The following is a 22,537-nucleotide window of genomic DNA, read 5'->3' on the forward strand; positions in this document are numbered from 1 at the left end:
GCCAATGTTTCCTTTTGTGCCCAAACTGACTAATTTTGCAATCGTTCTGCACCCGTAGTTCAACTGGATAGAATATCGGATTTCGGCTCCGAGGGTTAGGGGTTCGAATCCTCTCGGGTGCACACAAAGCCTTGTAAGCTAGCTTACAAGGCTTTTTTTATGGTTTAATTTAAACACAAATTAATGTATCTTTTAATGGTTTATTTTTCTATATTTACTTAACCTCTGTTTGTATTTTTCATAGCCACTATACAAGAAAAAGTAATATGGGATTCTTTAAACTATTCGGTTTCAGTAAAAAAAGGGAAGCTAACAGGGAGAAAAGTCTGTACAGGGTTGCTTCTAAACAACAAAGTGATAGTTCAGAGATTAGAGCAGCCTATCTTCAGTATTTGCGAAAGCAAGACATTGACCGGATTAAGCAGGATTTAGAAATCTTGAAAGATGAAGCCATGGCCCAAGGTGAGGTTTACGGTGTACAGCCTGAAGATACGCCTTATGCCTTGCTCCTGGAATGGACTGAAGAATACCTGGAAGCAAAATTAAAAAACAAACACCTCTCTTATAGTTAAGCGCAAGTTTGGCAGAGTAGTCTGTTCTAATAATAGTTGGGAACTATCAGCACACAGCAGCATTTATAAGAATTCATCGGCTCTAAATAAACTACCTTAGTTCCCCCAGGATCACCTTCCATTCTGCTTTACCTGTCAACTTAAAATGGTGCGAGGGAATCGACCTACAGACCAGAAGCCTTAAGTATTCTTTAACCAAGCACCCAGGCCTTCGCCTCTTCGTAGCTGTCAAACTCCTGGTAAGGGAAAGGCAAGCGGCTTACATCCATTTGCTTTTTCATGTTCTCGGCACTCTGCTGGTTAAACACATCTAAGGCTTGCACCTTGGCCATACGTTTGACTTTAACGGCCAGTGGCATAAAAAATTTAGCCCACTCGTTGGCTGCCCATTCCTGATCTTTAAGCCGAACAACGCGTGCTTCTCTGTAATCCCCGAGCCACCGTTCTACCTCATGCGTTTTTAGTATCTCCACGTAAGCGCAAAGTGCGTCCCTATACTCTTCACTGGAAGCATAGCAAAGCCAGGTGCTGATCACTAATTTTTCCTCCGGATAATAATTAATCTCAATGCAAACGGATTTGTAAAACAACATACAGAAAAAATTCGGAATAAGAGCTTGACTGGGTTCTTGCTAAAAGCTTTTATACTTAGCAGGATTTATACCATGCAAAATAAGCACTTTCGTAATTGAACCCAAGTGGAATAAAATTCATTAAGTAAAATATATTTAGCTAACAAGGTTCAAAAACTCGCAGCAAACCTAAATAAAAAAGATCCGTATAGAATAGGTTATCTTATTCTGATAGATTCTCATTCGTCTTTCACCGTATATTCTTGAAAGCCAACGTTATAAAGGCACTCCGTTTTAACGACTGATGAAACGGCTGAGTTTTTGAACTTATTATCAGTAAAAATACTTATTGAGTGTAAGAGATAAAGCGTACCTTCATCACTGCAAAAGCCCAAATGATGATTCTCCACGAGGATAATATTATAAAACTAGACTATAACCCTGCCACCGATGTCTTGCAGGTGAACTACCCTGACATCAGCCGTTATTTAATTGGTGAAATAATGGATACCCTTACCCTAATGGTGGATACGATACGCAACTACGACGTAAAAAAACTGCTTCTCGATTCGCGTACGTCTGTGATTGATGTATCAGAAGAGGAAAGCAGAAGGGTTTCGATGCAGCTAGCTTCCGATCTGGCAAAAACCCGGCTTACCAAGGTGGCGCGCATATTGTCGGATGACCTGATGCGTGAAAAAGAATCGCAGCAAAACATCAAAAATATTGCACAGGCCGGCCTGCTGCCTTATGAGGTTCAATCATTCCGTAGCAAAGAAGAAGCATTAAGCTGGCTCGAAGCTTAAACCAAAGTTTTCCAAACCACTGCCTCCGCATACTTTTGCATTCAGCGTACTATACACCTGCTACTCCTTCGGGAGTTCAATGTAAAAGGCTGTTCCAACATTTTCCTCGCTATCGAACCAGATTTTGCCTCCATGCCAGAGCACAATGGTTTTGATAATAGACATGCCGAGCCCAATACTGGGCTCTCCCTTCAATCCCTCCCGACCGGCACTTGTAAAACGATCAAACAGATTGGCCTGATAAATTTTTGGTATGCCTATGCCATTGTCTTTTACGCTTAGCAGCACGGTTTTTTCCTGTTCTGTCAGGTTCAGTTCAATGCGCCCTCCGTCGTGGGTAAACTTTAAGGCATTAGAAATAAGGTTAGTCACCGCCTGCATAAATTTACCATCATCCAGGTTTACAAAAATGTGCTCTTCGCTGAATGTAAAGAGGATTTTCCGATTCAGGATTTCTTCAGACTGGCTGTACTCATCCACAACCTGCCTGATCTTTTCTACCATGTTTACCCTGCTTTTTAACAAGCCCGGTTTTGCCGATTCAAGGAACTCATAGTCGATAAAGTTTTGATCAAACGGATGCTGCGTGCGCTGCTTTGGTAAATGATGTTCATCATGTTGTCAATATCCGGATCATAATACTCCTTTAAACGTTCCTTTAATGAATCTGACAGCGAGGCGATGGTAGCCAGGGGGCCGGAAAGGTCGTGCGATAGCACCTCCAGGATAGCATTCTTTTTTGAGGCGAATTTTTGCAGGACGCTAATATTTTCCTTCTCTAACGAAATATCCTCCATCACGCCACACAAACAACTGCAACATCCCTCATCCGGCATGCGCTGAACCTGCAAAAGGAGGCATCTTGTAGATTTATCGGGCCACACAATCCGGAACTCAATATCCTTCTGCTTGCTGCCGTGCAGCAGTTTATTAAACTCTTGCGATACGTGGATCCTGTCTTCGGGGTGGATGGCGTTGAGTAAGGTAGCAGGGCAGTCGGTTACTGTATCCTGATCCCTTTTGAACATTTGCTCGAACCCATCATTTAAAAAACTTAGTTTGTTAGTCTTCGTATCAAAGGCAAAAACAACTTTACCCGTTTGCTGCATCAACCGTTCAAATATCCCGGCATTCGTTTCATGGTTCATTATTTTTACCTCTACTGTATATAGGTATACTACAGCCGGCCATACTAGTTGTAAGTGTTTTCCTTTAGACATCCGTATAAGTCACAGCATTTCCAGTAAATTATAACCGTTTCCTCCAATATATTTTATATATTTACATAATGTGCCCATTAGGGCACAGACTGAAACACGTCTTCTGAAATTTTAACCAGTTCACCTTCCTGTCTATGAATATTGTTGCTGAGATTTTGCAAAAGCAAAAAAAGAAAATATTAGAAATTTGGTTGCAAAACCAGCTACAGGACAGCACGTTGCGTGATGACCTCATGAACAACGATGAGTTGATGAAGCAGTCGGATGAGCTTTTAAGTGCGCTGGCAAAGGCTGTAAAGTCAGGCAACGTGAATAACATTTATACTGCTGAATATGACCAGGTTACAGAAATACTAAGTGATGTATCCATTACGCGCGCCCGACAAGGGTTTAGTCCGCGCGAGACGGGCACTTTTGTGCTAAGTTTAAAAAAGGCGATTGTATCGGTGCTGGAGGAAGCTTACGCAGCCAAGCCGGACGTCCTGTACAAGGAAATTGCCAGTGTCAACAACCTGCTTGATCAGCTCAGCATCATCACGTTTGAGACCTACATCAAGGGCCGCGAGGAAGTTATACTTCGCCAGACAGATGAGATCAACGAGATCTCTACCCCTGTGATCCGCGTTTGGGAGGGCATACTTGCCCTCCCGATTATTGGCACCCTCGATAGCGCCCGTACACAAACTGTAATGGAGAACCTGCTGCAGGAGATCGTGAACACAGGCAGTACCATTGCCATTCTGGATATATCCGGTGTACCGGCCGTCGATTCGCTGGTGGCGCAGCACCTGATCAAAACAGTAAGCGCCACGCGGTTAATGGGTGCTGAGTGTATCATCAGCGGTATCCGCTCCGAAATTGCCCAAACCATCGTGCACCTGGGTATAGACCTGTCTAATGTTAAAACGAAGTCTTCTATGGCCAGCGCTTTGCAACTTGCCTTTAAGCTGCGCAACATTGAGGTAAGAAAGATCAATAAAAACATAGGTTTCGGCCTGACACGTTAGCGATAAATGGATAGAATACCTGTTTTAAAAATGGGGCCTTATCTGCTGGTAACCATACAAGTTGACTTGTATGACAGATTAGCGCTCAACCTTGAAAATGACCTGATAGAGATGGTAAGCAAAACCGAAGCTAGAGGTGTGCTTATTGATATTTCAGCTGTAAATATTGTAGACTCTTTTATGGGTCGGATTTTGGGTAATATTGCCTCCATGTCACGCATTATGGATGCCGAAACGGTTGTAGTGGGCATGCAGCCCGCTGTAGCCATAACTTTGGTAGAGCTTGGGCTTACGTTAACAGGCGTACATACTGCACTGGATGTGGAAAAGGGCATGGAGCTACTGCAGGACCTGGTGGGGCTGCACAGCAACTCAACTGAAGACGAAGAGGAAGAGGAGACGCCTGATGATCGTAATGACTAAAGACACGATGAAAATCGTGCATGAGCAAGATGTGGTTCCTTTTAGAAATAGAGTTAAAGAATATGCCGTAAAAATAGGGATGAGCCTGGTAAACCAGACCAAGCTTATAACGGCTGCCAGCGAACTGGTGCGCAACATGCTTAAATATGCCAGGGGAGGGAAGATTGTGCTGGAGATTATCAGTAAAAATGCGCAGACAGGCGTCAGGCTTACTTTTATAGACGAGGGCCCTGGCATTGCCGACATTAAACAAGCGATGCAGGATGGTTTCTCTACCGGCAGAAGCATGGGCTTAGGCCTACCCGGTGCAAAACGGCTTGTGAACGAATTTGATATCCAAAGCACCCTTGGTTCCGGCACGACCATCACGATTACGCACTGGAAACATGGACGCTAAAAGTCATCATCATCGGTTCAGGATTTCGGAGAGAAGCTTTGTAAATAAGACAAAACGCAGCATTACGAAGCTTGCCTCAACCTGGCGTTTTTCTGAAAACGAGATGGCCAAAATTGACATTGTCGTTTCAGAGTTACTTTCCAATTTAATTAAGTTTTCGCCTGATGGAGGAGAATTACTCGTCAGGCCTATGGGTAATCCCATAAACGCTATTGAAATAGTGTGCCTCGATAAGGGCCCCGGCATGAGAGAGCCCTTGCGCATGCAGGAAGATGGAGTCTCTACTTTCGGCTCGTCTGGCGAGGGCTTGGGTGCCATTAAAAGGCTCTCCAGTTTATTTGATATGTACACCTTGCCAGATGTAGGAACGGCAATAGTGGTTCAGATAACGAAAAGCACTAATGCCGCTCCCCTACCTATTACACATGTTACGCGCACCCGATTTGAAGTTGGCTATATTATGGTGCCATTAGCCAATGAAACCGTGTGTGGTGATGGTTTTGATATCATGCAGGAAGAAAATAAAATTGATATCATCGTATTAGATGGGCTGGGGCACGGAGAGCATGCCAACACAGCATCGGATGAGGCAATAGCTGCCTTCAGGGACGGACATAGGGCAGACCCAGCCAATAGGTTACGTGCTATACATGATTCTATTAAGCGTACCCGCGGCACTGTTGGTGTTACAGCAAGCTTTCGTAATGGCGTAGTTGAGTATTGCGGCATCGGCAACATTGCTGGTAAACTGTATGCTGCTGATGCAATCAGCTCAGGTACACCCAGTAAAAATATAATCAGTTATAACGGAACACTTGGCCACAACATTCCAACGACACTGATGAACCAACAACTGGAGTGGCGGCCAAACAGCACCATCATACTTCATTCCGACGGATTAAAATCCAGGTGGGACATAACTAAATACCCCGGCCTGCTACGGCAGCACCCCACTACCATTGCTGCCGTACTGTATATGAACCACACCCGAAAGTCCGACGACGTATTAGTTGTGGTTTGTAAGGAAAAACTAAATTAATCGTGCTTCAAAACATACTCAGGATCAGCATTAACAACGAACTGGACATTGTACTGGCTTACCGCCGGGCTATACAGCTTTCTGAGAAACTGGGCTTAGCCCTGGCGAGCCAGACGAAGTTTGCCACCGCCGTATCAGAAATTTGCAGAAATGTGGTGGAGTATGTTGGCACGGGAGTCATTCAGTTTAATTTTGTGGTAGAAGATGGCGTAAACTACCTCGAAGCCCTGATCAGCGATCGGGGCCGTGGCATAGGCAACCTTGAGCAAATCATACAGCAAACACACCAGACCGGGAGCCAGCGCGGAACAGGCATTCTGAACTCCCAGAAACTAGTGGATAAGTTCCAAATAGAATCGGAGGCCGGGAAAGGCACCAAGGTAACCCTTCGCCGCAAAATTCAGGTACGAACAAATGTGATTACTGCTCCCCTGATAAAACAGTGGGCACAGGAATTTGAGCAGGAAGGAAGTATCTCGCCTTACGATGAACTAAAAAAACAAAATACCCGGCTCCTTGAACTAACAGAGCGCCTGCATGTCAGTAATCTGGAAACAGAGCATCAGCTAGCGGAAATCAGAAGGCTGAACACGCAGCTTCAACACACAAATGCCGAAGTACAGGACCTGCTGGTGGAGCGGAATAAGAAAAACGAGCAACTGCAGAAAACGAACGATAGCCTGGATGCTTTTGCCCACACCGTTTCGCATGATCTGCGTGCTCCCCTACAAAATATCAACGGCCTGACCGCAGCACTGGAATCCTGCCTGCAAGAAGAAAACCTGGAGGAAGCGGACCTGCTACTGCGTATGGTTTATGAGCAAACCTCCAAAATGGATAAACTGGTGTCTAGCGTGCTGGCGTATTCACTGGCAGGTCATCAGGATATACATCGACACGTTTTGGCTTTGCCCACGCTTGTAGAACAGGTTATCGCTTCGCTGCAGGTACCTGCTTCCTTCAAAATAACGGTTCAGGCTGGTTTACCACGTCTATACACCCAGGAAATTTTTATGCAACAGGTGTTAAGCAACCTGATAAGCAACGCCATTAAATACCACCATGCGCCGGAAAATGGATGGATCAAGATAAACTACAACCACCATCCTGAATGGCTCTTGTTCTCTGTGGAAGATAACGGACCAGGAATTTTGGCAGCGCATCAGCCCAATATTTTTGATATGTTTGAGCGTGGTATGCTGAATGGCAGGATTGACAGTACCGGCCTGGGCCTCTCTATTGTAAAAAAGATTGTAAACGAAAAAGGGGGCAAGGTTTGGGTTGAGTCGCAGGGGGAGGGCAGCAAATTTTTGTTTACGTGGCCCGCTGATGAATTGGTAGAGGATAAAGAGGGAGAATGAAATTTACTGCGAAAAACTTCAATACAGTTTAACCGTATTACTGCGCGAAATAAGAACGCATGATTTCATTAACATCGTGCCTTGTCAGCGCTTTGGAAAAATGTTTCCTCACGTTCGAGAATTCCTTGAGGCGCTCCAGATCATAGAAGCTGGCCGAGGAAGTAAGCATGAGAATAACCACCTGATCCGCAACATTCAATCCCTCTTGCTGGTACTCCTGTAAAAAGGAAAAACCATCCATCACCGGCATTTTAATATCCAGAAAAAGCAAGTCCGGCGTTTTTAAATTATTTTCGCCAGTTCTTGCCGCTAGCAGGTAATTCAGCGCCTCTCTCCCATCCTTCATGACAATGATCTGCTTGGCCACCTGCATTTCTCTCAACAAGCGTTCGTTTAAGTAGTTAGTTGTAGTATCATCATCGACCAACATCACTAAATCCAGTACCTTATTGAAACCACTCATCTGTTATTCTGAGAAATTAAATTGTATAGAATGTATTCTGCCTGAAAGGAAAAACACACCGCTGCTTTCAAGATGTAAATATCGCTATTCCTGGGTTATATTCAAATTATTTTTAACGTGTATCCAGAAGGCACCCGTGAGAAAAACTACTATATTTCGCGTCGTTTTACCCTATAGTTTTTTGGTTCTGAAACTGATCACTTAAACCATAATCCGCTCTGTAAAAAGGGGCATTTACCTCCAGTTAATTCCAGTCTTCCGTCACGCCTGTTTACCTTATTTTATAGCCTTTTTAAGTTGAAAGCGTATATAAAGCCTACTATTCTATTTTCACCTAAAAGCAGCAAAGGATGGATACCTATAACTTAAACCCTGAGCACATGCGCGCGCCGAAAAACCTGACGAAAGCGGAGGTTCAGAAAAGCCTGGAAGAACTTGACCATAAAATAAAGACCTTACGGGGGCGCATTAACGCTACCTCCGCCGACGCGAACCACACCTACCACGAGCACATTGCCGCACTCGAGAAAAAACGCGAGCTTATTGCCGGCAAATTGAACGATACCGACAACGACCAGCAGAAGTGGCAGGAGCTGCACCACAATATCCATACCCTGCACAACGATGCCGACAACATTATCCTGTAGGCTTTCACTTATCTTGAGGGTTAATTGATCACCATAAAAAATGCCTGGTTTGCTGCAGCAAACCAGGCATTTTTTCATTTAAATTAAAGCTAAACTTACCCTGCCACCGGCTCCCTGAAACCAACCCAGGTGAACCGCTTGATCACAAACTCAGGGTTAGTGAAGGAGGCATTGCCAGCCGGGTTTCCTCCTGTTACATGAAAGTCGGAAAAGCTGGCATTCTGATTCACAAAAATGCCGCCAGTCAGGTTAAACGATACGGGTGTGCCAGCCAGGCTCATCTCATCCATGATCTTTTCCTTCACTTCCTGATCGGTGGTATAAGCACCGCAGGAAATGGCCCCATACGCCATCGCCAGCTCTTTAGCCAGGGCAATGGATTGGTCAGTATCCTTGGTTTTGATGATGAGCACGATCGGGCCGAACAGCTCACGGCTAAAGCTTTCCTTCTCTGTGGCATCTACCTCGTAAATAACAGGTGTGCAGGTACGGGCATTGGCAAACATCGGGTTTTCGAGGCTGCTGGTGCCCAGCACCTCTTTGCCTTTTACTGAGCCGGCGTTTTTCACGCGCTCCGACGTGGTCGGGTTCTGAATGGCGCCCAGAATATGGGGGCCTGCTTTGGGGTTGTTCACCAGGCCGGTAACAGCATCGGTTATTTTCTTTACCACTGCATCGAAAGGCACCTGCTCCCCACCAGCCATAATGCCCTGCTCTGGCACGAAAAAGTTTTGTGGGGCTGTGCACATCTGGCCAGAGTATAAACTAACCGAAAAGGCCAGGTTCTGCGCTACTTTGTCCAGGTCGTCTACCGAGTCAAGAATAATGGAGTTAACGCCGGTCTTTTCCGTGAACACGGTCTTTCCTTTCAGGTTCTCCACATAGTTGCCAAACTCGGTGCCTCCGGTGTAGTCGATCAGCTTCACTTTTGGGTTCTCGGCCAGGTCCTTCGTGATCAGGTGATCGTCCGCATCTACGGCCAGCTGGCAAATGTTCGGGTTCAGGCCGTTTTCAGCCAGCACTTTTTGCACTTCTGCCACTACAATGGCAATAGGCAGCACTGCTTTCGGGTGTGGCTTGATAATAACCGGGTTACCTGTAACCATGCTGGCATACATGCCCGGCACCGTGTTCCAGGTAGGGAACGTAGAGCACCCGATCACGAGGGCAACGCCTTTGGGAACGGCTTTCCAGGTCTTGTGCAGCTTCAGGTTATACTTGCCCATAGGCTTCTCCCACTCCGTGGTTTCCGGAAAGCGGGTCTGTTCCTCCAGGCCTGCCGCAATGGCCTCCAGGGCCCTGTCAGCGGCATGCGGCCCCGATGCCTGAAACGACATCATGTAGGCTTGCCCGGTGGTGTGCATGGTGGCGTACGCGATCTCAAAGAAACGCTGCTTCATCCGCTCCAGCGTTTCTACTAATATGGCGGCGCGGTCTGATGGCTTTACCTTGCGCCACTCATGAAAGGCCTCCTCTGCCCTGTTCACCAGCGTATCCGGCGAGAAAAAAGGATATTGAATGTGAAGCGCCTGCTGCTCGTACGGCGATTCCTCCTGCCCCACCCATTGTTCCGGATCGGTTTGAAGCAGGTCTTCGAACTTGCCGTTCAGGTGCGACTTATATTTCTCACGCCCTTCTTTGTCAGCGTTTTCACCATATGTTTCAGGGGATGGGTTTTCCGGGTAATGCGCAAAAAAAGTTCTTTCGTGCAAGGCCTTGATGGCGGTATGGAGAGCGTCTTGGTGCTTATTTAGCAAGTCTAACTTCATAGTTCCAGTTTTATATAATTATTTTCCTATATTTTTCGACTTTGTTCTGGAAAGTTACGTAAAAATTCTAAATTTTAGGGAGGTACTGTCGATTTTCATTTTATCTTTGAGAATAGATTTCCGGAATGCGCCCCCGTTTTTGGTTTAACAAAAAACACCTCGAGCCCTTGCTAACATGCTTACAAAAAAATCGATGCTGAGGCGGTTCATTTACTGTTTTGTAGCACTCCTTTTACAGGCCCCCCTCCTGCTGGCGCAGCAAGCGAATGGCATCGGCACGGCAACAAAACCCTACACCGTTGTTTACAAACTCAAGGCTTCCTCCGGCACTGCCATGCGCACTTCCGATGCGCCGCTCCAACTGGCACTTCAAAGGGTAGGTGCTTCCGGGGTGAAAAAAAAATTCCCGAACCTGAACACCCCGGCCAACGCGCGCACCGCCGCAGCGCCTGAACTGAGCCGGATCTACGAATTGACTTACGCGCACCATCTTAACTTTGAGAAAGTGCGCAACGTGCTGCTGGCTTCGGGGCAGGTAGCGTATGTAGAGCCGCTGTATGAGCGGGTGCCGTTGCTGCAGCCCAACGACCCCGCCTCCGACTCTACCAAAAACACACAGTATTACCTCAAGCTCATTAATGCCTACCAGGGTTGGAACATGGAGAAAGGCGACACCAACGTGGTGATCGGCGTTCTGGACACAGGCTTCCGGCTCTCGCACCAGGACCTGGTCAAAAAGGTGAAGCGCAATTACAAGGACCCCGTGGATGGCATCGACAACGATGGCAACGGCTACGTGGATGACTTCGAAGGTTGGGATTTTGCAGAGCAGGACAACAACGTGATCGACGATTCTTACTACAAAGGGCACGGCACCAGTGTGGCGGGCGTGGCGGCGGCTGCGTCCAACAACGGGGTAGGCATGGCCGGCGTGGGCTATAACACCAAGTTTATGCCCCTAAAGGTATTTGCCTCCACGCCTACCGGAGGTTTTGGCGGATATGAGGCCATTGTGTACGCAGCTAACAACGGCTGTAGCATCATTAACATCTCCTGGGGTGGCGAAGGGTTCTCGGAGTATGAGCAGGATATCATCAATTATGCCGTTTTGGAAAAGGATGTCGTCATTGTGGCGGCGGGTGGCAATACCCCTGGTTATGTAGATATATATCCGGCCTCTTACCAGAATGTGCTCTCGGTTGGTGGCACCGATGCCCAGGACATCAAGTTTTCCAGTTACTCACACAGTTATAAAATCGACCTTATGGCACCGGGCAGGGGGGTGTATACAGCTTCTAACTCCAGCAATACGGGGTATGGGCAGGCCAACGGCTCTTCCTTTGCCTCGCCTATTGTGGCCGGATGCGCCGCCCTGGTCAAGTCCAGGTTTCCGCAGCTAAACGCCCGGCAGGTAATGGAGCGCCTGCGGGTAACCACCGATAATATTTATAGCCTTGCCGGCAACCAGGCATACCCAGAGATGCTGGGCAGCGGGCGTGTGAACCTCAAAAAAGCGTTAAAACAGGAGCAACTCAAATCGGTGCGTTGCACTATCTTCCGGCTTACCGAAAAATACCTGCCGCCCGCCGGTAGCAATGCCACAGTTTTTGCCGCCTTCACTAATTTCCTAAACCCAACTGATAATCTTGAGATCACCCTCACCAGTACTTCCCCCTACGTTACCATTCTGCAAAACAAACTTCTGGCAGGAGGCCTGGCCTCTATGGCCAGTGTGGATAATACCGGCAGTGTCTTTCGCTTTAAAGTAGCCGACAACGCGCCGGCCAATACGACGGTTGCTTTTCGGTTGGGTTACAAAGACGGAACCTACGAAGACTTCCAGTACTTTATGATTAAGGTTAACCCGGATTACATTGCCCTGGATGCCAACAACCTGGAGCTTACCGTTAATAGCAAGGGAAACATCGGTTACAACGGCTTCAATTTCGACCAGGGAGAAGGCGTGAAGTATAAAAGCGGCAGCCCCCTGCTTTTTGAAGGAGGCCTCATGATCGCCACATCTGAAACACAGGTATCGGATAACCTACGGTCTAAAATGTGGGAGAATGACGAAGACTTCGTGCCCGTAAGCATCGCCAAAAAACAGCTTAACACCCCCTTGGCTGCCCAGGAGGTGCGCTCCGTGATGCACGACAATCATCAAACCCCCGGCGAAGCCAGCGTGGGTGTGCAGGTAAAGCAGGTATCCTATGCCTGGGAGGATGAGCAGAGCCGGAATTTCGTGATTCTGGAGTACCATATCACCAACACCACAAGCGAGAGCTTTGAAAATATTTACACCGGTTTGTTTGCCGATTGGGACATAGGGGAATACTATCTGAACGCCGCCAACTGGGATGATGCGAATAAGCTGGGCTATGTGTACAATGTGTCCCGACCGATGCCCTATGCGGGCATCCGGCTACTCACCCAGGACGACCCGGTATACTATGCCATCGATAACCAGGGGGCTGTAGATGATGACCTGGTAATTGAGGATGACTTTACCACGGCAGAAAAATTTAAGACCCTGGGTAACGGTATTGCCCGTACAACAGCAGGCATTAAAGCTGGCAACAATGTGTCGCATGTGGTGGGCGCTCATACTTCCGGGGTGGCACCGGGAGCCACCCATGTGGTGGCCTTTGCCATACTTGTTGCTGACAACCTGCCTGACCTCAAAGTAAATGCGGCCATGGCTTTTGAAAAGTATAAAAGCTTCAGAACCAGTCCGGCCCCAATCGCCCTGAGCGATACGGTATGCGCGGGAACAACTGTTACCTGGACCCCAACGGGGGGCAAAAACTTTAATTTCTACCTGGAGCAAGACCAGAAGAAAGTATTCGTGGCGCAAAGCTCTCGCTACGTTCTGGAAAACATCACTGAAAAACAAACCGTTTATGCGGCCAGCGTGGATTCACTCTTTGAAAGTAACCTGGTGCCCGGCATCTTTACCGTTCCCTTAACTCCCGAGGCTGACTTTGGCCATGAGCCGGCAGAAATATTCGTGAACACACCGGTTCTGTTTATTAATAAAAGTACGAATGCTAAAAACTGGCGATGGGATTTTGGGAATGTGGCACCTTTCACCGATCAGAACCATACCTATACGTTTACGCAACCGGGCACGTACCAGGTAAAGCTTACTGTTTCAGACCGGTTTGACTGCACCGAAACCTCTGTTATAAAAACAGTTGTGGTAAAAGCCGCATTACCACCACAGGTGCTGGAATTAAAAAGCAGTTTGCTGCAGCTATACCCGAACCCAACCACTGGCAAACTTTATATCCGGTACAACAGTGAGGTAGCGGCTCCCTTTAGTAACCTCCCTCAAATTGAGCTTTCGGACATGCTGGGCAGAACCATTTTGCCACAGGTGGTTTCAGATCAGAACGGCGCCTCCACTGACCTGTCGGGCTTGCCTGCCGGGTTGTACCTGGCCCGGGTCACGTACGAGAACATTCAAGTTGTCAAAAGAATAGTGATCTCGAAAGAGTAGCAGGCTCCCGGGATCAATTAAATGCTTCGGGTTTGCCGTTTAACTCTGACCTACTTTAAGTTGATCGCTTCTTTGTCTGGCGATGTATCCTAGCTCCTGTGTTTATCCTCACCCCAGCCCTCTCCTTAAAAGGAGAGGGAGTTTTTTGAGCTATTGCGGCTGTCTATTTTAGAACACGGCCGTTGCCCTGATCTCCTGTACTGACTCGGTTATAATACACCAGTTATTACAACTTATTTAAGATCGGTATACGCCTGTAATGCAAAAAGGCCTCCCGGTTAGGAGAGGCCTTTAGAACTGGTTTATAATGGAAAGCTTAAGCGTTGGCCGCCTGCTTCTGTAATAAACGGATCAGGTTGAGGGCAGAACCGGCTTTAAACCAGGCGATCTGACCTTCGTTGTAAGTATGGTTCACCATAAAGCTATCCTGGCTGCCATCTTTGTGGTGTACCACCACTTTTAACGGTTTGCCCGGTGTAAAATCCTCAAGGCCCAGAATATCAAAGGTATCAGTTTCCTCAATCAGGTCGTAATCCGCTTTGTTGGCGAAGGTAAGGCCTAACATTCCCTGCTTCTTCAGGTTGGTCTCGTGGATACGCGCAAACGACTTCACAATAACGGCGCGAACCCCCAAGTGGCGCGGCTCCATGGCAGCATGCTCACGCGAAGACCCTTCTCCGTAGTTCTCGTCGCCGACAACCACTGTACCGATTCCGGCCCCTTTGTAATTACGGGCAGTCGCCGGCACGGTGTCATATCCGCGGGTCATGTCGTTGTATACCTTGTTTGGCTCTCCGTTAAAGGCATTAATGGCACCGATCAACATGTTGTTCGAGATGTTATCGAGGTGGCCACGGTATTTCAGCCACGGTCCGGCCATGGAAATATGGTCAGTTGTACACTTGCCCTGCGCCTTAATTAAAAGCTTCAGTCCTTTCAGATCTGTTCCTTCCCAAGGCTTAAAGCCCTCTAGCAGCTGCAAACGATCAGACTTAGGATCCACTACCACATCAACATTGCTTCCATCCTCGGCAGGTGCTATATAACCGGCATCTTCCACGGCAAATCCTTTTACAGGCAGCTCAATTCCTTGTGGCTCATCCAGTTTTACCTGCTGGCCATCGGTAGTTGTAAGCGTATCTGTGAGTGGGTTAAACGTCAGGTCGCCGGCAATGGCAAAAGCCGTTACAATCTCTGGTGAGGCTACAAACGCGTGGGTATTCGGGTTTCCGTCGTTACGCTTGGCAAAGTTACGGTTAAAAGAGGTAATGATGGAGTTTCTGCGCGTCGGGTCGTCGGTATGGCGCGCCCACTGGCCGATGCACGGTCCGCAGGCGTTTGCCAGCACTACACCGCCCATCTCGGCAAAAGTATCCAGCAGGCCATCGCGGGCTGTGGTGAAACGCACCATTTCAGAACCAGGGGTGATGGTGAACTCGGCTTTGGCCACCAAATTCTTGTCCACTGCCTGCCTGGCTATGGAAGCGGCGCGGGTGATATCCTCGTAAGAGGAGTTGGTGCAGGAGCCGATCAAACCTACTTCAAGTTTAGCTGGCCAGTTGTGCTCTTTTACAACAGCGGCAAACTGTGAGATTGGCCAGGCGGCATCTGGGGTGAACGGGCCGTTTACGTGTGGCTCCAGGGTAGAAAGGTCGATCTCAATCAGTTGATCGTAATAAGTAGCCGGGTCGGCCAGCACCTCATCATCGGCACGCAGCAAGTGCGCCACCTCATCAGCCAGCTGCACGATCTCTTCTCTGTCTGTAGCGTTCAGGTACGCACGCATGCTGTTATCGTAGGCGAACACAGAAGTTGTGGCACCAATTTCAGCGCCCATGTTACAGATAGTACCTTTACCGGTACACGACATGGACTCGGCGCCCTCGCCGAAGTATTCCACAATGGCTCCCGTTCCGCCTTTTACTGTCAGGATACCGGCCACTTTCAGGATCACATCTTTTGCAGATGTCCAGCCGCTCAGTCGTCCGGTTAGCTTTACACCGATCACTTTCGGGAATTTAAGCTCCCAGGGCATGCCGGCCATCACGTCGACGGCATCAGCGCCACCCACACCAATCGCTACCATACCCAAACCACCGGCATTCGGTGTATGTGAGTCTGTACCGATCATCATTCCTCCCGGGAAAGCATAGTTCTCAAGCACTACCTGGTGAATGATACCTGCACCCGGCTTCCAGAAACCGATGCCATATTTGTTCGATACCGAAGCCAGGAAATCGTATACTTCCTTGTTTTCATCGTAAGCGTCCTGCAAATCCTGGTCAGCACCAACGCGTGCCTGAATCAGGTGATCGCAATGCACAGTAGATGGCACAGCAGCTTGTGGCTTGCCTGCCTGCATGAACTGAAGCAAGGCCATTTGCGCTGTCGCGTCCTGCATGGCTACTCTGTCCGGCGCGAAATCAACATAAGATTGTCCGCGCTCGTGTGCTCCTGTGGCTGCTCCCTCGTAAAGGTGTGCATACAGGATCTTTTCTGTCAGAGTAAGCGGTCTGCCGACTTTATTGCGGGCAGCAGTAACGCGCTCTTCCATGCCGGCATAAACCGCCTTGATCATTTCTAAATCAAATGCCATAGTTTTGCTATTGTTAGTGTTTTAAACTCTTCTTTTTAAAGTTCACAAAGGTACAAAATATAAGGTGTTTAGAGCAACATTCATTCGCATGAATATACAGCAGGCCGCATACAGACAACATCCTGCCGCCAGAAGTAGCTTTTGCCTGTGCAATGTGTTAAATTTGCCTTATGAACAGCTATCTATTTAATACCCCTGCCAGACCTATTTTGTTTTTGGCTATGGTTTTAACCCTCCTGGTTTCGGCCTGCACCTCTAAAACAGCCACTAACAGCACCTTAGCGCCGGGCACCTGGCGCGTTGCGCTGCAGCATGCACAGGGCAAAGAGATTCCTTTTGTTATGGAGGCGGAGGAGAAGAACGGGAAAACCGTGCTGTACCTGGTAAACGGCGAGGAGCGCATTCTGGTAGATGACATAAAGCAGGAAGGTGACTCCTTAAAGATAAGGCTTCATGTTTTTGACGCTGACCTGATTGCCAAAGTTGAAGGCGACAGGATGGCCGGACGCTTTGTAAAAAACGACAAGCAGACGCTGTACCAAGTACCCTTTACGGCAGAACGCGGAAATGTAAGCCGGTTCACTAAATTACCGGAGGCAGCTAAAAAAGAGCAGGCAGCTTTTAACTTCGATGGTAAATGGGAGGTGATTTTCACAGATCAGGAGGGCGGGAGCTACCCGGCAGTTGGCGTATTTAAACAACAAGGCAGCTATTTAACCGGCACTTTTCTGACCGAAACCGGCGACTACCGATACCTGGAGGGCCAGGTGGAAAACGAAACCCTGAAGCTGTCTGCCTTCGATGGCAATCATGCTTACCTCTTCACGGCCAAGCCGAACGGCGACAGCACCCTGGCCGGCGACTTTTACTCCGGCATGGACGGATACGAAAGCTGGGTGGCCCATCGCAACGAAAAGGCCCAACTGGCCAACGCGGATTCGCTCACCTTTCTAAAACCCGGCTACGAAACGCTCTCCTTCACCTTCCCCAACCTGGCGGGCAAGCAAGTTTCTTTAGCTGACCCCAAGTATAAGAACAAAGTGGTTATTGTGCAGCTCATGGGTTCCTGGTGCCCCAACTGCATGGACGAAACGAAATTCCTGGCGCCCTACTACGACAAGAACAAAGACCGTGGCCTGGAAATTATCGGCCTTGGTTTTGAGCGTAGCCCGGAGTTTAACAAAGCCGCCCCCCGGATCAGGAAAATGCAGGAGCGCTTCGGCATTGATTATGATCTGCTGGTGGCTGGCGTATCCGATAAAGACGCGGCCGCTAAAGCCCTTCCGGCTCTGAACCATGTACTCTCCTTCCCGACTACTATTTTTATTGGCCGCGATGGCAAAGTACGCAAGATCCACACCGGCTTCTCAGGCCCCGGTACTGGCAAGTATTACGAAGACTGGGTTGCTGATTTTAACAAAACGATGGAGCAGCTGCTGGCCGAGAAGTAAGTTAATTGCTGCTATTTATACTTTAGCAAAAAGGTCGCTACTGTAGAAGTAGCGGCCTTCTGTTTTTATACTCTTTAACCCATGTTCACCGATAAGATGGTCCTTTATGTATAAAAAAGTATTGTCTATAACTGCATTTGAGCCATAATTTTCCTTTATAGCCCCCTAAAGAATCAAGCCATCTAGTGTTCTCTGTTTCAGCTTTGTTGCATATAGTTGAGAGTTCTTGTAAAAAAGAATTATATGGATACTTTTCAAATGTATATTCCTCGGTGCTGGGGTAATACATTAGAATAGTTTCTATAATATTTTCTAAATCATACTTAGCCTCCCTTTTTACAAAGTTTATAATATGCATTGCGAATAGCAGAGCTTGAGAAAATATAATTATGCCCACTATAGTAGATATACTTACTTAAGATTACAGTTTTGCATATTTCCACATCTTTTGAGTTTCTGTATTTCAAATCATATTATGTACATTCGTAGAGAATATTGCCTGAAACAGATCAATCTCTTCGTAAGAATCTGCACCTATCTTCACATTTCTAACTGGTATACTTGCAAAAGTATTATCAAACTTTTGAAAATTAGGAAAAGACTTCTGCGTTATTTCCAATAATAACCAAGATGCATCTTCTTGTTGTTTTGAAAAAGGGTAATAGCTAACACTATAGGGAGAATTGCAGCGGTTTATAGGAACTATTGATTCCTTCCAAAGATCAGAGAAATATACCCCAATTAACCTTTCCATCATACTTACACAAAGCATTATACCCTCGTTATTCGCTTCATAAAAGGGTAATACTGCTCTAAATGATTGAGGCTATGTTGCAAATTCTACATCTCTAACTTTTCCAAAGCTCCCACAAGACTTCAACTCAAGCACCAGCTGATTCCAGTTTTCTCTGTACTTTTCCTTCTCGCTGACAAGCTTATAAAAAGCCTCTGTTTTAGTCTCTTCGAGCTTGTTTATCGTCACATCTTCAAAGAAGATGCAATAGTTGTCAATTGTATTTAAACCAAATTTCATTTACTGACAGTTTTCTGAATAAGTCGCCGAAGAATATGGTGCATTACTTCTAAATTCACTTCTTACGGATGAAACAGGGATCAAGCTACTCATGAAGTTATTTGCAAAGTTAATAAATGTATTTTTAGTCAATCCGCCATTTGGCATATAGGGTTGTGGAACTGTTTGGATGACTCCGGTTGCTGCCATATTGTGATAGCAGAGGAGAATACTTAAACACAGTAATAGTATATTTATCTTTTGCAGAAAATTCAATTTGCAGAATCCTTTAGAGACTGTATAAAACTTTCTTCGTCGCTATAGAATTTATACTTATCTGGCGAAAGCGTATTTACAATGCTAAGCAGCTTTACTAAATCCTCCACATATCTATTATCCCATCCAAACTTCTCCTGCCGCCCGTCCTTCGTTAGTTCTACCTGAAGCCTGAACCCATCATCTACAACGCTGGTTGGAGTAAAAGATGAAGCATCTCTGATCTTCTCCATATTTACCTGCCTCATCACGCGCTCAAACTTCTTCCGTTGCTCTGTGGTAAGTGCTTGCTGAAAAAGTAATTCTCCCTGCTCAACTGGCTCTCTAAACTCAGAGCCACGTTTGTGCTTTATTATTTGCAATTCTTTAGCGTTTAACTTGTACTCCAGGGAATAAACACCATTTAAGCCAATAATGCGGGGTTTCTTTACTTTTACTGTGTCATCATACACTTTCCAGATATAATCATAAAAGCTATTTCTGTGATATACTACCTCATCTGCATTTCTTTTCGCCATTTCACTTATGTTTGATCTCAAAGGAGAACAAGAGAATAAAGAAAGAAATAACGCTACAATTAACATTATACATCTCATAAAGTTAGATGAAACTATTGTAAGCAATCATGCAACTCAGATGTTATAAATTTCTGCCATGCTGCCTCAAAGTCAGCCGCCTTATTCTTTGCCGCAACTTCAGTTTGCCAATACTGGGTGTCTTTAAGTCCCATTAAGGCTAGTGCCCTATAACCATCCAAGCCACTCCCAACTTGCGCGTATGTCTGAGGGTAATTGTCTTTCACAAACAGATGGAGCACCTGTGCCATTTCTTCGGTATTTCTGGCCATTAATTCATGATTAGCCATTTGCCACTGTAGATCTGATGCAGCTGTCGCATCCACATAACTTGCCAACTCATTAAGAGTCATATTATTAATTGATTTAGGCCATTTTGAAATTTCGAAAGTAGCAATTGCATGTTGCTGCAGATTGGCATGAAAAGCTTCATGAAAAAAGGTAGTGGCTCCCCATATTGCGTGCTGCCAATCCAAATGGCCTTTATCAATTATTATCGTTGTAGTATTACCGCTCCAAGTTGTTGTACCAGTAGGTCCTTTAGCATCTCCAAGTATAATATTTACATGATACAGTGAGCTATTCTGAAACTTATCTATTAAACCTTTGAAATATAGATTTTTCTCAAGTTTCTCATAAATACAGTTTGCTTTAGGATCTTTACGGATGGATTCATCTACTAAAACCTTAACTACTGGTGTATCCCCTCCACCTCCTCCTCACTGAACACTAATCTCCAGGCATTGCTTTACTCCCTTTCCAGGATTAGGCACCGCCATGCAACTTTCAAAATCAGGGCCACAGGATGTATATAGATACTCGCTTGTTGTTCTTATACTCCCGTCACTATAGTAGTAAGTAGTTTCTAAATACCAATCTATACATACACTTACTTGTGTGTCATTGTTAGCAGTACCCTCAATGGCTGTTCCCCCTGATTTGTTATTTTTACTAGAAAGAACTTGCCCTTTTTGAATTAAGACACCATCCTGATAGTAAAACTGCACTTTAAAGGATAGTCCTAAATCATAATATAGTTTCTCTCCTGAAATTTTAAACTCCTTTGATCTTGTTCGCCTATGATCGGTTTTGCTTCTCTCTGACTTTCATCAAAATACTCCGGCTTAGAAATTACATCAAGAATATACGATTCTTTAATATATTTACCAGCAACATGCAACACTAAGAACCTACTGCTTTTTTGTCCCTTTCGTTGATACGAGGCATCCATCTTTGATGGAACAAATATCACCCTGCCACTAGCTTCACTACTCTCCTCTTTAGCCTTTAGCCAATCAAGTGAGCTTAGCAACAAGCAAAATCTTTTGTACCGTTCTCCTTTTAAGCTATTCCCAACAGTTGTAACTTGTTGTTTTAATTCTGAGATTCCCTCAATTTCAACTTGTGTTGTTAAGGGTAAAGCATCCGGCTCCTTTTCACAAGCTGTGATACTAATAGCTATAAAAGCTAAGTAGATCAGAGTAAGTAGATTTCTTTTCATTATTTTAGTTATTTTCCTCAATTCTCGGGAAAAATCTAAAGTAAAAAAAGGAATACTTTTATAAAAAGCAACATTAACATAACACCTCCTATTGGTAGATAATAATCTTCAAAACTCACAAACAACTAAATAAAACAAGTTTAGACAGAAATATTTATCTAATGATTAGACTTAAAAGTAACTTTTACTCAGTCTGACTAATCCAAACGTACCTTCCAAAGCTGCTGGCTCATTTAACTTTATTTAAAAAAGTATAATACTCCCCTGATATAGGGCCACTTTTTTTAATTGCAGTTTATCAAATTTAAATTCTCGGATCAAGAGGATTATTTTTCCCTTTCGATAGTGTAGGCGATCAGCTGCTCCAGGGAAGTGCGTGACGGGGATTCAGGGAAAGTATGGAGTATGGCAAGCGCCTCCGCGTGGTAATGGTTCATCAGCTGCACAGTATACTCAATGCCGCCGGATTGCTTCACAAACTCAATCACCTGCTGCACACGCTTGCTGTCGCCGTTGTTGTTTTTCACGTTGTAGATCACGCGTCGCTTTGTCAGCCACTCGGCCTCGCGCAGGGCATGGATCAGCGGCAGGGTCATCTTCTTCTCCTTGATATCAATGCCCACGGGCTTGCCAATCTCGGCGGTGCCGTAATCAAACAGGTCGTCTTTTATCTGGAAGGCAATCCCTACTTTTTCGCCGAATAAGCGCGCTTTCTCTATGTCATCTTTACAGGCCCCGGCAGAGGCGGCACCCACCGCACAGCAGGAGGCAATTAACGAGGCTGTTTTCTGGCGGATGATATCAAAATAAACATCCTCGGTAATATCCAGCTTTCGTGCCTTCTCGATCTGCAGCAGCTCCCCCTCGCTCATCTCCTTCACAGCATTCGACACGATCTTTAGCAGCTCGTAATCATCGTTCTGCAGCGAAAGCAGCAGGCCTTTTGACAGCAGGTAGTCGCCTACCAATACGGCAATCTTGTTTTTCCAGAGGGCGTTTACCGAGAAAAAGCCACGGCGGTAATTGGCGTCGTCTACCACATCGTCGTGCACCAGCGTGGCCGTGTGCAGCAGTTCGATCAGGGCCGCCCCGCGGTATGTGGGCTCATCTATACTTTGGCGGAAGAGCTTAGCAGTAAAAAACACGAACATCGGGCGCATCTGCTTGCCCTTGCGTTTCACGATATAGCTCATGATTCGGTCCAGAAGCAGAACTCGCGTCTTCATCGATGCCCTGAACTTCTTTTCGAACAGCTCCATTTCGGGCGCAATGGGGGCTTGTATATCCTTTAGGCTGATGCTCATGTGTTAGGTTTACAATATTACAGCCTGCAAAAGTGGTTTCCAAACGT

General features: G+C 46.4%; 21 protein-coding genes and 1 tRNA gene. 11 read left to right on the forward strand and 11 right to left on the reverse strand.

The window, feature by feature from the left end; all coding sequences use genetic code 11:
• The first annotated feature begins 48 nt into the window (after nt 1–48).
• Nucleotides 49–122, forward strand: a tRNA-Arg gene (locus tag AC4BAN_RS11320).
• Between the two features lie 144 nt (nt 123–266).
• The gene (locus AC4BAN_RS11325; RefSeq protein WP_490564514.1) at nt 267–572 is read left to right on the forward strand and encodes a hypothetical protein; all 306 of its coding nucleotides are present in this window, start codon (nt 267–269) and stop codon (nt 570–572) included.
• Nucleotides 573–763: 191 nt separating this feature from the next.
• Here the strand turns inward: AC4BAN_RS11325 and AC4BAN_RS11330 are convergent, their stop codons facing one another.
• Nucleotides 764–1,165, reverse strand: a complete 402-nt coding sequence (locus tag AC4BAN_RS11330) for a hypothetical protein (RefSeq protein WP_490564515.1) — start codon at nt 1,163–1,165, stop codon at nt 764–766.
• Nucleotides 1,166–1,539: 374 nt separating this feature from the next.
• Here AC4BAN_RS11330 and AC4BAN_RS11335 point away from each other — a divergent pair, with 374 nt between their 5' ends.
• Nucleotides 1,540–1,950, forward strand: a complete 411-nt coding sequence (locus tag AC4BAN_RS11335) for a hypothetical protein (protein ID WP_490564516.1) — start codon at nt 1,540–1,542, stop codon at nt 1,948–1,950.
• Between the two features lie 60 nt (nt 1,951–2,010).
• Here the strand turns inward: AC4BAN_RS11335 and AC4BAN_RS11340 are convergent, their stop codons facing one another.
• Both AC4BAN_RS11340 and AC4BAN_RS11345 read right to left on the reverse strand, forming a co-directional pair.
• Nucleotides 2,011–2,454 (reverse strand): sensor histidine kinase, encoded by a 444-nt coding sequence (locus tag AC4BAN_RS11340; protein WP_490564517.1) that lies wholly within the window; start codon nt 2,452–2,454, stop codon nt 2,011–2,013.
• 14 nt (nt 2,455–2,468) lie between these two features.
• Complete coding sequence (locus AC4BAN_RS11345; RefSeq protein ID WP_490564518.1) at nt 2,469–3,098, reverse strand: PAS domain-containing protein; 630 nt, start codon at nt 3,096–3,098, stop codon at nt 2,469–2,471.
• A 206-nt stretch (nt 3,099–3,304) separates the two neighbouring features.
• On the opposite strand from AC4BAN_RS11345, the gene AC4BAN_RS11350 reads away from it, so the two are divergent.
• From AC4BAN_RS11350 to AC4BAN_RS11370, 5 genes are read left to right on the forward strand one after another with little or no spacing between them, the layout of a single operon-like run.
• Nucleotides 3,305–4,177, forward strand: coding sequence for an STAS domain-containing protein (locus AC4BAN_RS11350; protein ID WP_490564519.1), 873 nt, complete (start codon nt 3,305–3,307; stop codon nt 4,175–4,177).
• A 6-nt stretch (nt 4,178–4,183) separates the two neighbouring features.
• Nucleotides 4,184–4,600, forward strand: a complete 417-nt coding sequence (locus AC4BAN_RS11355; RefSeq protein ID WP_490564520.1) for an STAS domain-containing protein — start codon at nt 4,184–4,186, stop codon at nt 4,598–4,600.
• On the forward strand, nt 4,593–4,997 hold the full coding sequence (locus AC4BAN_RS11360; protein WP_490564618.1) for an anti-sigma regulatory factor: 405 nt from the start codon (nt 4,593–4,595) through the stop codon (nt 4,995–4,997). The genes AC4BAN_RS11355 and AC4BAN_RS11360 overlap by 8 nt, the downstream gene beginning before the upstream one ends.
• Complete coding sequence (locus AC4BAN_RS11365; RefSeq protein ID WP_490564521.1) at nt 4,987–6,036, forward strand: ATP-binding protein; 1,050 nt, start codon at nt 4,987–4,989, stop codon at nt 6,034–6,036. The genes AC4BAN_RS11360 and AC4BAN_RS11365 overlap by 11 nt, the downstream gene beginning before the upstream one ends.
• A gap of 2 nt (nt 6,037–6,038) precedes the next feature.
• Nucleotides 6,039–7,397: an ATP-binding protein gene (locus AC4BAN_RS11370; protein WP_490564522.1), complete on the forward strand. Its 1,359-nt coding sequence runs from the start codon at nt 6,039–6,041 to the stop codon at nt 7,395–7,397.
• A gap of 37 nt (nt 7,398–7,434) precedes the next feature.
• Here the strand turns inward: AC4BAN_RS11370 and AC4BAN_RS11375 are convergent, their stop codons facing one another.
• Complete coding sequence (locus AC4BAN_RS11375; protein WP_490564523.1) at nt 7,435–7,860, reverse strand: response regulator; 426 nt, start codon at nt 7,858–7,860, stop codon at nt 7,435–7,437.
• Between the two features lie 350 nt (nt 7,861–8,210).
• Between AC4BAN_RS11375 and AC4BAN_RS11380 the strand changes: the two genes are divergently transcribed.
• Entirely contained in the window at nt 8,211–8,507 is a 297-nt protein-coding gene (locus AC4BAN_RS11380; protein WP_490564524.1) for a sll1863 family stress response protein, read from the forward strand.
• Between the two features lie 95 nt (nt 8,508–8,602).
• Here the strand turns inward: AC4BAN_RS11380 and paaN are convergent, their stop codons facing one another.
• On the reverse strand, nt 8,603–10,276 hold the full coding sequence (paaN, locus tag AC4BAN_RS11385; protein WP_490564525.1) for a phenylacetic acid degradation protein PaaN: 1,674 nt from the start codon (nt 10,274–10,276) through the stop codon (nt 8,603–8,605).
• A gap of 175 nt (nt 10,277–10,451) precedes the next feature.
• Between paaN and AC4BAN_RS11390 the strand changes: the two genes are divergently transcribed.
• A complete protein-coding gene (locus AC4BAN_RS11390) occupies nt 10,452–13,775 on the forward strand; it encodes a S8 family serine peptidase (RefSeq protein ID WP_490564526.1) in 3,324 nt (1,107 codons plus the stop codon).
• A gap of 316 nt (nt 13,776–14,091) precedes the next feature.
• On the opposite strand, the gene AC4BAN_RS11395 is transcribed toward AC4BAN_RS11390, so the two are convergent.
• The gene (locus AC4BAN_RS11395) at nt 14,092–16,371 is read right to left on the reverse strand and encodes an aconitate hydratase (RefSeq protein ID WP_490564527.1); all 2,280 of its coding nucleotides are present in this window, start codon (nt 16,369–16,371) and stop codon (nt 14,092–14,094) included.
• 221 nt (nt 16,372–16,592) lie between these two features.
• On the opposite strand from AC4BAN_RS11395, the gene AC4BAN_RS11400 reads away from it, so the two are divergent.
• Entirely contained in the window at nt 16,593–17,822 is a 1,230-nt protein-coding gene (locus tag AC4BAN_RS11400) for a peroxiredoxin family protein (RefSeq protein WP_490564528.1), read from the forward strand.
• Between the two features lie 826 nt (nt 17,823–18,648).
• Here the strand turns inward: AC4BAN_RS11400 and AC4BAN_RS11405 are convergent.
• The 5 genes from AC4BAN_RS11405 to AC4BAN_RS11425 all read right to left on the reverse strand — a co-directional run bounded on the left by AC4BAN_RS11405 (nt 18,649) and on the right by AC4BAN_RS11425 (nt 22,490).
• Nucleotides 18,649–18,855 (reverse strand): hypothetical protein, encoded by a 207-nt coding sequence (locus AC4BAN_RS11405; RefSeq protein WP_490564529.1) that lies wholly within the window; start codon nt 18,853–18,855, stop codon nt 18,649–18,651.
• 251 nt (nt 18,856–19,106) lie between these two features.
• Nucleotides 19,107–19,628: a hypothetical protein gene (locus tag AC4BAN_RS11410; protein ID WP_490564530.1), complete on the reverse strand. Its 522-nt coding sequence runs from the start codon at nt 19,626–19,628 to the stop codon at nt 19,107–19,109.
• 92 nt (nt 19,629–19,720) lie between these two features.
• Nucleotides 19,721–20,161 (reverse strand): hypothetical protein, encoded by a 441-nt coding sequence (locus tag AC4BAN_RS11415; RefSeq protein ID WP_490564531.1) that lies wholly within the window; start codon nt 20,159–20,161, stop codon nt 19,721–19,723.
• 545 nt (nt 20,162–20,706) lie between these two features.
• Nucleotides 20,707–21,186, reverse strand: a complete 480-nt coding sequence (locus AC4BAN_RS11420) for a hypothetical protein (RefSeq protein ID WP_490564532.1) — start codon at nt 21,184–21,186, stop codon at nt 20,707–20,709.
• Between the two features lie 326 nt (nt 21,187–21,512).
• Complete coding sequence (locus AC4BAN_RS11425) at nt 21,513–22,490, reverse strand: polyprenyl synthetase family protein (RefSeq protein WP_490564533.1); 978 nt, start codon at nt 22,488–22,490, stop codon at nt 21,513–21,515.
• Nucleotides 22,491–22,537: the final 47 nt, after the last annotated feature.

It is taken from the genome of Pontibacter sp. GD13 (assembly GCF_058216355.1).

Bases quoted from the DNA above. Each gene is read 5' to 3' on its own strand.
- AC4BAN_RS11360 (WP_490564618.1), top strand. From the start codon at position 4,593: ATGACTAAAGACACGATGAAAATCGTGCATGAGCAAGATGTGGTTCCT.
- AC4BAN_RS11400 (WP_490564528.1), top strand. From the start codon at position 16,593: ATGGTTTTAACCCTCCTGGTTTCGGCCTGCACCTCTAAAACAGCCACT.
- AC4BAN_RS11390 (WP_490564526.1), top strand. From the start codon at position 10,452: ATGCTTACAAAAAAATCGATGCTGAGGCGGTTCATTTACTGTTTTGTA.
- AC4BAN_RS11380 (WP_490564524.1), top strand. From the start codon at position 8,211: ATGGATACCTATAACTTAAACCCTGAGCACATGCGCGCGCCGAAAAAC.
- paaN (WP_490564525.1), bottom strand. From the start codon at position 10,276: ATGAAGTTAGACTTGCTAAATAAGCACCAAGACGCTCTCCATACCGCC.
- AC4BAN_RS11355 (WP_490564520.1), top strand. From the start codon at position 4,184: ATGGATAGAATACCTGTTTTAAAAATGGGGCCTTATCTGCTGGTAACC.
- AC4BAN_RS11340 (WP_490564517.1), bottom strand. From the start codon at position 2,454: ATGGTAGAAAAGATCAGGCAGGTTGTGGATGAGTACAGCCAGTCTGAA.
- AC4BAN_RS11425 (WP_490564533.1), bottom strand. From the start codon at position 22,490: ATGAGCATCAGCCTAAAGGATATACAAGCCCCCATTGCGCCCGAAATG.
- AC4BAN_RS11335 (WP_490564516.1), top strand. From the start codon at position 1,540: ATGATGATTCTCCACGAGGATAATATTATAAAACTAGACTATAACCCT.
- AC4BAN_RS11395 (WP_490564527.1), bottom strand. From the start codon at position 16,371: ATGGCATTTGATTTAGAAATGATCAAGGCGGTTTATGCCGGCATGGAA.
- AC4BAN_RS11345 (WP_490564518.1), bottom strand. From the start codon at position 3,098: ATGAACCATGAAACGAATGCCGGGATATTTGAACGGTTGATGCAGCAA.
- AC4BAN_RS11410 (WP_490564530.1), bottom strand. From the start codon at position 19,628: ATGGCGAAAAGAAATGCAGATGAGGTAGTATATCACAGAAATAGCTTT.
- AC4BAN_RS11420 (WP_490564532.1), bottom strand. From the start codon at position 21,186: ATGAAAAGAAATCTACTTACTCTGATCTACTTAGCTTTTATAGCTATT.
- AC4BAN_RS11405 (WP_490564529.1), bottom strand. From the start codon at position 18,855: ATGAAATTTGGTTTAAATACAATTGACAACTATTGCATCTTCTTTGAA.
- AC4BAN_RS11350 (WP_490564519.1), top strand. From the start codon at position 3,305: ATGAATATTGTTGCTGAGATTTTGCAAAAGCAAAAAAAGAAAATATTA.
- AC4BAN_RS11375 (WP_490564523.1), bottom strand. From the start codon at position 7,860: ATGAGTGGTTTCAATAAGGTACTGGATTTAGTGATGTTGGTCGATGAT.
- AC4BAN_RS11330 (WP_490564515.1), bottom strand. From the start codon at position 1,165: ATGTTGTTTTACAAATCCGTTTGCATTGAGATTAATTATTATCCGGAG.
- AC4BAN_RS11325 (WP_490564514.1), top strand. From the start codon at position 267: ATGGGATTCTTTAAACTATTCGGTTTCAGTAAAAAAAGGGAAGCTAAC.
- AC4BAN_RS11365 (WP_490564521.1), top strand. From the start codon at position 4,987: ATGGACGCTAAAAGTCATCATCATCGGTTCAGGATTTCGGAGAGAAGC.